Source organism: Agrobacterium tumefaciens, from assembly GCF_009649785.1.
GTDB lineage: Bacteria > Pseudomonadota > Alphaproteobacteria > Rhizobiales > Rhizobiaceae > Agrobacterium > Agrobacterium tumefaciens.
Window position 1 is genome coordinate 278,578 of the sequence record NZ_WJOK01000003.1, and the last position, 10,454, is coordinate 289,031.

At 59.0% G+C, this 10,454-nt stretch carries 8 protein-coding genes; 6 read left to right on the forward strand and 2 right to left on the reverse strand.

Annotated elements, in window-relative coordinates; translation table 11 throughout:
* Nucleotides 1-248: 248 nt before the first annotated feature.
* Entirely contained in the window at nt 249-2,060 is a 1,812-nt protein-coding gene (locus tag GH784_RS05045) for an IlvD/Edd family dehydratase (protein ID WP_003510695.1), read from the reverse strand.
* A gap of 520 nt (nt 2,061-2,580) precedes the next feature.
* Between GH784_RS05045 and ytfQ the strand changes: the two genes are divergently transcribed.
* The 5 genes from ytfQ (at nt 2,581) to GH784_RS05070 (ending at nt 7,915) form a co-directional block, all read left to right on the forward strand.
* Nucleotides 2,581-3,540 carry a galactofuranose ABC transporter, galactofuranose-binding protein YtfQ gene (gene ytfQ, locus GH784_RS05050; RefSeq protein ID WP_003510698.1) on the forward strand — a complete coding sequence of 320 codons (960 nt, stop codon included), beginning with the start codon at nt 2,581-2,583 and terminating at the stop codon, nt 3,538-3,540.
* A gap of 79 nt (nt 3,541-3,619) precedes the next feature.
* Complete coding sequence (locus GH784_RS05055) at nt 3,620-5,143, forward strand: sugar ABC transporter ATP-binding protein (protein WP_153793224.1); 1,524 nt, start codon at nt 3,620-3,622, stop codon at nt 5,141-5,143.
* Nucleotides 5,140-6,186, forward strand: coding sequence for an ABC transporter permease (locus GH784_RS05060; protein WP_112192451.1), 1,047 nt, complete (start codon nt 5,140-5,142; stop codon nt 6,184-6,186). The genes GH784_RS05055 and GH784_RS05060 overlap by 4 nt, the downstream gene beginning before the upstream one ends.
* Nucleotides 6,183-7,163, forward strand: a complete 981-nt coding sequence (gene yjfF / locus GH784_RS05065) for a galactofuranose ABC transporter, permease protein YjfF (protein WP_003510704.1) — start codon at nt 6,183-6,185, stop codon at nt 7,161-7,163. The genes GH784_RS05060 and yjfF overlap by 4 nt, the downstream gene beginning before the upstream one ends.
* Nucleotides 7,164-7,180: 17 nt before the next feature.
* Nucleotides 7,181-7,915 carry a FadR/GntR family transcriptional regulator gene (locus tag GH784_RS05070; protein ID WP_013761497.1) on the forward strand — a complete coding sequence of 245 codons (735 nt, stop codon included), beginning with the start codon at nt 7,181-7,183 and terminating at the stop codon, nt 7,913-7,915.
* A gap of 127 nt (nt 7,916-8,042) precedes the next feature.
* On the opposite strand, the gene GH784_RS05075 is transcribed toward GH784_RS05070, so the two are convergent.
* Nucleotides 8,043-9,260: an MFS transporter gene (locus tag GH784_RS05075; RefSeq protein WP_112192450.1), complete on the reverse strand. Its 1,218-nt coding sequence runs from the start codon at nt 9,258-9,260 to the stop codon at nt 8,043-8,045.
* Nucleotides 9,261-9,442: 182 nt separating this feature from the next.
* On the opposite strand from GH784_RS05075, the gene GH784_RS05080 reads away from it, so the two are divergent.
* Nucleotides 9,443-10,381, forward strand: a complete 939-nt coding sequence (locus GH784_RS05080) for an AraC family transcriptional regulator (RefSeq protein WP_013761499.1) — start codon at nt 9,443-9,445, stop codon at nt 10,379-10,381.
* Nucleotides 10,382-10,454: the final 73 nt, after the last annotated feature.

A 10,454-nucleotide genomic window follows, 5' to 3' on the forward strand; every position in this document is an offset into this window, starting at 1 on the left:
GGCGGTCGAAACGTCGTTTTCCCGTCCTGCGGCCTTGAGCCGAAATGTGTTCAGCGTAGCCTCAAACACGGTGAAACAGTCGATCCGTGCAGTACACTTTAAACATATGCGACGTCATCCTCGGGCTTGACCCAAGGATTTACAAAATCTCGAAAAATCAAATATTTGCAGATGCTCTGGACAAAGTCCGGGCATGACGATGGAAAGGGCAAAGCCCTTTCCATCAAAGAGCCGTAAACGGCCCTGCCTTAGTGGTTGTCGCGCGGCAGACCCTTGGTCTGGGCAATGCGCTGATACTTCACGGCCGGTTCAAGAACCGCGCCGGTTTCCATCTGGCTGACGATGCCGCGCTGGATTTCCTGCCATGGCGTCTGGTGATCGGGGTACTTGAAGCCGCCCTCGGCGGAGAGCGTTTCGTAACGCTTGGCCAGTTCCTCGCCGGAAATAAGGATGTCGGCCTTGCCACGACCCACATCGATACGAACGCGGTCACCCGTCTGCAAGATCGCCAGACCACCGCCTGCCGCTGCTTCCGGAGAAGCGTTGAGGATGGACGGGCTGCCAGACGTGCCGGACTGGCGGCCGTCACCGATGCAGGGCAGCGAATTGACGCCTTCCTTCAAGAGATAGTCCGGCGCACGCATGTTCACCACTTCCGCCGCACCCGGATAACCGATCGGACCGGCACCGCGCATGAAGAGAACGGTGTTGGCGTCGATCTTCAGCGACGGATCGTCGATGCGGTGATGGTAATCTTCCGGACCGTCGAACACCACGGCACGGCCTTCGAAGGCTTCCGGGTCGTTCGGGTTCGAGAGATAACGCTTGCGGAATTCTTCCGAGATCACGCTCGTCTTCATGATGGCAGAGGAGAACAGGTTGCCGCGCAGAACACGGAAACCGGCGCGCTCCTTGAGCGGCTGGTCATAGGGACGGATGACCTTTTCGTCTTCGATGATGGCACCACGGCAATTGTCGCCGATGGTTTTGCCATTCACGGTCATGGCGTCTTCCATGATGAGCCCCTGGGTCATCAGCTGGTTGACGACAGCCGGAACGCCGCCGGCATGGTAATAATCCTCGCCGAGATATTCACCGGCCGGCTGCAGGTTGACGAGCAGCGGCACGTCTTCACCGTAGGTCTGCCAGTCATCGACCGTCAGTTCAACGCCGACATGGCGTGCAAGGCCGTTCAGATGGATCGGCGCGTTGGTGGAGCCACCGATGGCCGAGTTGACGCGGATGGCGTTGATGAAGGCATCCTTGGTCATGATGTCGGAAGGCTTAAGGTCTTCCTTGACCATTTCGACGATGCGAAGGCCGGTGAGATAGGAGATTTCCTGACGGTCGCGGTAAGGCGCCGGAATAGCGGCCGAGCCGGGCAGCTGCATGCCGAGTGCTTCGGCAAGCGAGTTCATCGTCGTCGCCGTGCCCATGGTGTTGCAATAGCCGGTGGAAGGTGCGGAAGAAGCGACGAGCTTGACGAAGCCCTGATAATCGATCTCGCCCTTGGCCAGCAGTTCACGCGCTTTCCAGACGATGGTGCCGGAACCGGTGCGCTCGCCACGGAACCAGCCGTTCAGCATGGGGCCGACGGAAAGGGCGATGGCCGGAATGTTGACGGTGGCCGCCGCCATAAGACAGGCAGGCGTGGTCTTGTCGCAGCCGATGGTCAGAACAACGCCGTCGAGCGGATAGCCGTAAAGCACTTCCACGAGGCCGAGATAGGCGAGGTTGCGATCGAGACCCGCCGTCGGGCGCTTGCCGGTTTCCTGGATCGGATGCACCGGAAATTCAATGGCAATGCCGCCCGCTTCACGAATGCCTTCGCGCAGGCGATGCGCCAGCTCCAGATGGTGGCGATTGCAGGGCGAAAGGTCCGAGCCGGTCTGCGCGATGCCGATGATAGGGCGATCGGACTGAAGCTCGGCCTGGCTGAGACCGAAGTTCATGTAACGCTCGAGATAAAGCGCGGTCATATCAGCGTTTGCGGGGTTATCGAACCACGCGCGCGAACGAAGCTTGCCTTGGGTTGCGGGCAGATTGTCGGATTTGGTCATGATGCGGTCTCCAGCCGGAAGTGGCCAACGGTAAAATATTACGAAATGCGACAAGCTTATGTTGTGCGCAAGGAAAATGGAATCAGCTTCTCGGAAGCACGCATAACCGACAGACGAGCGCCAGACGAGTGACCTGGAGCCGTTCTTCAGCTTTAGCCGAATATTTTTCGGTGTTTACGACCATACCGACGTTGCGCAATGGCCTCTTCCCTCCCTGCCTTGCCGGATTGTAACTGACCCGAGGCCCCACATTCCGTCACGACCTGACTTGCTTATTTGTATTACTATTAGATAGCGGCGCGGCCTGTCAAGCCGGATCAGACTATATTGCGGGCGAGTTTTGCGCGGCGCAGAAATTAGAATACACACAATAAGCCATTGATTTATAATTGTTTAATGCTGCACCTCCACGAAATCGGCATGACGTGAATTGGAAATCCGCTAAAAAACCCCTTTTCAAGAGTATTACTATATGCTCATAGTGACGTTGTCACGCTGACATCATTTCTGGGAGGATAAGATGAGAAAAGCTCTTGCGGCAATCACTGTCGCCGTTTCCGCATGCCTTGCATCCAGTGTTTCCGCACAATCGCTGACCGTAGGCTTCTCGCAGATCGGCTCCGAATCCGGATGGCGCGCCGCTGAAACCACTGTCACCAAGCAGCAGGCCGAAAAGCGCGGCGTTACGCTGAAATTCGCCGACGCACAGCAGAAGCAGGAAAACCAGATCAAGGCCGTTCGCGGCTTCATCGCGCAGGGCGTCGATGCGATCCTGATCGCACCTGTCGTCGCAACCGGCTGGGATGCCGTGCTGAAGGAAGCAAAGGAAGAAAAAATCCCCGTCATCCTGCTCGATCGCCAGATCGAAGCGCCGGATGATCTTTACCTGACCGCGGTCACCTCGGATCAGGTTCACGAAGGCAAGGTTGCCGGCGACTGGCTCGTCAAGGATGTCGGCGCGAAGGACTGCAAGGTTGTCGAATTGCAGGGCACAACCGGCTCTTCGCCCGCCATCAACCGTAAGAAGGGCTTCGAAGAAGCCATCGCTTCGCACAAGAACATCAAAATCGTGCGCTCGCAGACGGGTGACTTCACCCGTACCAAGGGCAAGGAAGTGATGGAAAGCTTCATCAAGGCCGAAGGCGGCGGCAAGGATATCTGTGCCGTGTACGCTCACAATGACGACATGGCCGTCGGCGCGATCCAGGCGATCAAGGAAGCCGGCCTGAAGCCGGGATCCGACATCAAGGTCGTGTCCATCGATGCCGTACCTGACATCTTCAAGGCCATGGCCGCCGGTGAAGCGAATGCGACGGTGGAACTGACACCTGACATGGCCGGTCCTGCCTTCGACGCTCTCGAAGCCTATCTGAAAGACAAAAAGGCACCGGCGAAGTGGATTCAGACCGAATCCAAGCTCTACACAGCGTCTGACGACCCGATGAAGGTCTACGAGGCGAAGAAGGGTCTGGGTTACTAATAGACCCCCTTATCTTCGGAAGGAGCGGCATGTCATGCGTGCCGCTCCGTCACAGCTTCTTTCATGCAGGGCCTGCGCAATGTCCGAAACGGCACCACTTCTGGAAGCACGCGCCATCGGTAAATCCTTTCTCGGGATAGCGGCGCTGGACGGCGTCGATTTTTCGCTCGGGCGCGGTGAAATTCACGCGCTTCTCGGCGAAAACGGCGCGGGGAAATCAACACTCATCAAGATACTGACCGGCGTTTACCACCGCGACAGCGGCTCCATCTTTCTGGAAGGTAGCGAGATATCGCCCACCAATGTCGGCGAAGCGCAGGCCCTCGGTATCGGCACCGTCTATCAGGAAGTAAACCTTCTCGAAAATCTGACTGTCGCCGAAAACCTCTTTCTCGGCCGCCAACCGCATCGCTTCGTGCTCATTGACAGAGCCTCGATGCAGAGACAATCGCAGGCGCTGCTGTCCCAATACGGGCTTTCGATCGACGTCAACGCCCTGCTTTCCAGCTATTCCGTGGCTATCCGCCAGATCATCGCCATTGCCCGCGCCGTCGATCTTTCCGGCAAGGTTCTGGTGCTGGACGAGCCGACCGCCAGCCTCGATGCCCATGAGGTCGAGATGCTGTTCGGCGTGCTGCGAAAATTGCGCGCCCGCGGCATCGGCATCGTCATAATCACCCACTTCCTAAACCAGGTCTACGATATCGCCGACCGTGTCACGGTTCTGCGCAACGGCCGCCTCGTTGGCACGCGCGACATCGGCAACCTGCCGAGGTCCAAACTAATTGCGATGATGCTGGGCCGCGAGCTTCAGCACATCACCCACGAGCATCAGGCAACTGACGACACGGTTGCCGAGGGCGAACCGCCGATCCGTTTCGAGGGGTACGGCAAACGCGGCAGCATCGCCCCCTTCGACCTCGGCATTCGGCCGGGAGAGATCGTCGGCGTCGCCGGTCTTTTGGGGTCGGGACGAACGGAAACGGCTTTTCTGCTGTTCGGCATCGACAAGCCCGATACCGGCAAGGCCACGATAGACGGAAAGACCATCGCTCTTTCTTCGCCTGAAGCCGCAATCACGGCCGGGTTCGGTTTCTGCCCGGAGGAGCGCAAGACTGACGGTATCATCGGCGACTTTTCCGTGACCGACAATATTGCTCTGGCTCTCCAGGCCCGCCAGGGGTGGGCGCGACCGCTTTCGCGCCGGCAGAAGGCGGAACTGGCCGAAAGCTTCATCAAATCGCTGGACATCCGCCCGGCCGATCCTGACCGGCCGATAAAATTCCTGTCCGGCGGCAACCAGCAGAAAGCCATTCTGGCGCGCTGGCTTGCAACCCATCCCCGTCTTCTGATCCTCGATGAGCCGACCCGTGGTATCGATATCGGCGCCCATGCGGAAATCCTCAAAATGATCGAAAAACTCTGCACCGAGGGCATGTCGCTCGTCGTCATCTCGTCTGAACTGGAAGAACTGACCGCCGTTGCCCACCGGGTCGTCGTGCTGTCCGACCGCCGGCATGTCAGCGAATTGAAGGGCGGCGAGGTGACGGCCGACAACATCATGCGGGCAATTGCGGATGCGGCCAGAACGGAGGCGGCATGATGGTGGCTGTGACAAGGCGCCTGAAAAGGCTTGCTCCCCAATTGATCGCTCTCTTCGTCATTCTGACAGCGATTACAATCGTTTCGCCGGGCTTCCTGCATGTTTCGTTCCAGAACGGCAGGCTTTACGGCAGTCTGATGGATATTCTCGTGCGTGCCGCACCAGTGGCGCTCCTGACGATTGGCATGACGCTGGTGATCGCCACCAAAGGCATCGATCTGTCGATCGGTGCTGTTATCGCCATTTGTGGCGCGGTGGCGGCAACACTCATCAGCAACGGCCATTCCATCCCAACCGTCATCGCCATCTCGCTTGCTGTCGGCATTGCCTGCGGCCTGTGGAACGGGGTGCTGGTCGCCCTTCTCGACATCCAGCCGATTATCGCCACGCTGATCCTGATGGTGGCGGGGCGCGGCATCGCCCAGCTCATCACCGAAGGTGTCATTCTCACCTTCAACGACGACAGCTTTTCCGCCATCGGCTCCGGCTCCTTCGCAGGCATTCCCCTGCCCGTCATCATCTGGTTGGCGGCGGCGATGGTAATCGGCCTTCTGGTGCGCAAGAGCGCGCTCGGCTTTCTGATCGAGGCAACCGGCATCAATCGCCGCGCGGCGGCACTTGCCGGTGTGCGGGCACGCTTCCTGCTGTTTTTCGTCTACGCCGTTTCCGGTCTCTGCGCGGCCATCGCCGGCATGATCGTGACCGCCGACATTCGCGGCGCGGATGCCAACAATGCCGGGCTGTGGCTGGAACTGGACGCCATATTGGCGGTGGTGATCGGTGGTACATCGCTGAATGGCGGCCGCTTCTCCATCACCGCATCGCTGATCGGCGCGCTCATCATCCAGACCATCAATACCGGCATTCTGGTCTCCGGTTTCCCGCCAGAATTCAACCTCATCATCAAGGCTGGCATCATCATGGTGGTGCTCACACTGCAATCGCCGGCAATCATGGCGGTCCTGGGCTTTGTCAAAACGCCAAAGCCACACGCAAAACCGGCCACGGCTAACGGAATGACCAAGGAAGGTACCGCGCGATGATCCACAGCCGCAATCTTCCGTTCCTCACCACACTGACGATCTTCCTTATCGCCTATCTTCTGTGCGTGCTGCAATATCCAGCGATCCTGTCGACACGGGTGATCGGCAATCTATTGACCGACAATGCCTTTCTCGGCATCGCTGCCGTTGGCATGACTTTCGTGATCCTGTCGGGTGGCATCGATCTGTCCATCGGCTCCGTCATCGCCTTCACCAGCGTTTTCGTGGCTGTCATGGTCGGCACCTATAATATTCACCCGCTGCTGGCCTTCGCCATCGTGCTCGTGATCTCAACGCTGTTCGGCTGCCTGATGGGGGCGATGATACGCTTCCTGTCGATCCCGCCATTCGTGGTGACGTTGGCGGGTATGTTCCTGGCGCGTGGCGCGGCCTATCTGATCTCGACGCAATCCGTACCGATCTCGCATCCCTTCATCGATGCGATACAGGGATTTTATTTCCGCTTTCCCGGCGGCGGCAGGCTGACAGCACTTGCTATTGTCATGCTTCTCGTCTTTGCCGCCGGCATGCTGATTGCCAGCCGCACCCGCTTCGGCGCCAATGTCTACGCACTTGGCGGTAACCCGCAATCGGCCGAACTGATGGGGGTGCCGATCGGTACAACGACAATCGGCATCTACGCACTTTCCGGGTTCCTGTCCGGCCTCGCCGGCATCGTCTACACACTCTACACCTCATCGGGTTATTCCTTGGCGACGGTGGGCGTGGAGCTGGACGCTATTGCAGCTGTTGTCATTGGCGGAACGCTTCTGACGGGTGGAATGGGGCTGGTGGCGGGAACCTTCGTCGGACTGCTGATCCAGGGGTTGATCCAGACCTACATCGTTTTTGACGGAACCCTGTCATCCTGGTGGACCAAAATCGTTATTGGCGTGCTGCTTTTTGTCTTCATCGTGTTGCAGCGCGCAATCATCTGGTATTCAAACAGGAGACTGGCCGGACCACATCCGGCATAACCAACACGGAGGCTTTATTGGGGCTGCTCGAAACGACGATAAGCGGGCGAAAACGCCGGAACAGCCACGCGCATGTGGTCTCCGAACTCGGCAGCGCCATCGTCTCGGGCAGGATTGCGGAAGGATCCCTGCTGCCTAACGATGCCGAACTGTCTCTCCGTTTCGGGGTCTCGCGCACCGTATTGCGCGAGACGATGAAGACGCTGGCGGCCAAGCGGCTGGTCGAACCCAAGGCAAAGGTCGGCACCCGCGTTCTCGACCGTTCGAGCTGGAACTTCTTTGACCCGGATGTGCTGGGCTGGCGCTGCGAAGCCGGAATAGACCAGGAATTCGTGACACATCTGGCGGAAATCCGCCTCGCGCTCGAACCGGCGGCAGCGGCAGCTGCCGCGCTTCAGGCATCGAATGACGATATCGTTTCCCTTTATGTGATTGCCGCCAAGTTCGACAATCCGCAGCATACGCCGGAAACCATCGCCAAGGTCGATCTCGAATTCCACCTCGCCGTGGCGCACATGTCCGGCAATCCCTTCATGCGTTCGGCAAGCGGGCTGATCGAGGCCGCCCTTGCGATCTCATTCCAGCTTTCATCCCCGGCCTCGTCGCCCGGAACCATCGCCGAGATCGCCGCAAACCATCTGCGGATCGTGCACGCCATCGCCGCCCGTGATGCGGACGCCGCCGTGAAAGCCATGCGCCATGTAATCGAGGTCGGCAAGGACCGGACGCGAAAGGCAATCAAGACGCCTTGAAGGCGAAAAGCCTATCGACATCACTTCTGTCACCCCGGGCCTGATGCCGGCATGACGGAGGGGGTGGCTTTTCATCATAAAATTCGGACCCGCACGGATGCGGGCCCTTTTTCTTCCGGCAAGTATCTTACCCCTGCGACGCTTCAATATGCGGCACCACGCCACGGCGCGATGCCATGAGCGATGCGCCGAGGAGTGCTGCAATGCTGACGAAAACGAAGACCATGGTCGCACCCTGAAGGTCGATCAGCAGTCCGCCCAGAACAGCGCCGCTGGAAATGGCTATCTGGAAGGTGGTGAGCAGCAACGCGCCCGCACTTTCGGCCTCATCTGAGGCGACGCGGGTGATGAAGCTCTGTACGCTGACAGGAAGCGCACCGAAGGCGAAACCCCAGGAGGCAATGGCAAAGCCAGCGACAACGGGAGATGCACCGGCAATCACCAGCACGGAAGCGGATGCGGCAATCAGGGTGGCGGCAAACGTCACGGCCCATGCCGTGTTCTTCTCGGCGAGGAAGCCGCCGAAGAGATTACCGAAAAAACCGCCCACGCCGTAAGCCAGAAGAACGAGCGAGATCGCTTCGACGCCAAGCTGCGGAACATCTTCTAGGAAAGGCCGAACATAGGTGAAGCCGGCGAAGTGACCCGCAACGATGAATAGCGTCGTCAGAAGGCCGATCCTGACCTGCGGGCGCTGCAATAGCCGGAACATGGTGGACAGGCCGGGCGCACCGGCCGGCGGCAGCGAGGGAACGGTGAGCAACTGCACGACAAGTGCGATGACACCCAGCACGCCGGCGACGACAAAGGCCGCACGCCAGCCAAGCGTCGCGCCGATCCACGCTCCGACAGGGGCTGCGCAAACGGTGGCAACCGAAACGCCGGTTAGGATGATGGCCATGGCGCGCGGCATCTTATCCAGCGGAACAAGCCTTAGCGCCAGCGCCGCCGACATGGCCCAAAAGCCGCCAAGGCCGATGCCGAGCAAAACGCGCGATGTAAACAGCATGAAAAGACCGTTGGCAAAAGCGGCCAATGTGCTGGAAATGATCAGCAACGTCGTGAGGCCAAGCAGGGTCCACCGGCGATCAATGCTGCGCGTGCCGATGACGACGCCAGGACCGGCAACCGCTGCGACCAGTGCCGTGACGGTGATGGATTGGCCGGCAATGCCGGAGCTGATGGAGAGATCGGTCGACAGTGGCGTCAGAAGGCTGACCGGCAGGAATTCCGCCGTTACCAGCCCGAAGACACCGAGCGAAAGCGAAACCACCGCCGCCCACTTCGCATCCGGCTCTTGTCTGTGTGGCGCATATTCAAGTTCGTTGATTGTTCGGTTATTCATGAAAATCTCCTGATGCGCATTCTGGGAACGAGCCCTGAAACGGAATGGCAAAACGATGAAGCCGGTGGGAGCCCGGTGAGTCGCCTCACAAATCGATGGTCGTAAGCTACGCGTGACAGCTCGGCGTTTCCATGCTAAAAAATCCGCATTCCTTAACCAAACGTCCGAATTTGTGAGTTGCCATGAATGATGCATTGACGGAAATGCTGCGTGGTCTGCGGCTTGACGGCGTGGAATATGGCCGCTGCCGCATGGCAACGCCCTGGGCGACGGCCTTTCCCGAGCAGGAGGCGGCGCGGTTTCATTTTATTGGCGTGGGCCAGGCAAAATTACGCAAACCTTCCGGAGAATGGCTGACGCTTACGTGCGGCGATGCAGTGCTTCTTCCCCGTGGCCACGCCCATGTGCTGGGCAGCGGCGAGGATGTAACACCTGCCCTCTTCGACCGGTTCGGTAAAAAGGAAGTATGTCAGGGCATTTTCGACATGGAATGTGCCGGTGCCGGCGGCGACACGGTAGCGTTTACCGCCTCGATGCGTTTCAACATGGATAATCTGCATCCGCTTTTGCAACTGATGCCGGATGTGATGCTGACCAGCGATCTCGCCAAAAGCGATCCGGCCATTCCGCATCTCCTGGAAGCCATGGCGCGCGAAGTGGAACTGAACCGTGTTGGTGCCGGTGGCATTCTGGCGCGGCTTGCCGATGTCTTGACGGCAACACTGATCCGCACATGGGTAGAATATGGTTGCGGCGATTCCAGCGGCTGGCTTGCCGCCGTGCGCAATCCCGAACTCGGACGGGTGCTTGCAGCGATCCACCTTACCCCCGAGAAAGACTGGAGCGTGGAAGAGCTTGCCTCCCTGATGGGTGCATCCCGCTCGAGTTTTGCAGAACGCTTCACCCGTGTGGTGGGTGAAAGCCCAGCCCGTTATGTCGTTCGCATACGCATGCATCAGGCGCGACTGTGGCTGCGCGAGGGTATGCGTGTCACGTTGGCGGCGGAAAAGCTCGGCTACGATTCCGAGGCATCCTTCAGCCGCGCCTTCAAACGCGTGATCGGCGCGCCGCCCAGCCAGTTCCGCAGGAAGGATACCTCTGGTCTGGAAGATGCGGCATAGAGCGCATCTTAGAGCACGTCCGGTTTAAACAGGAACTTTTGACGCGCTCTATCTCTTTGTTTTTACGCATTTT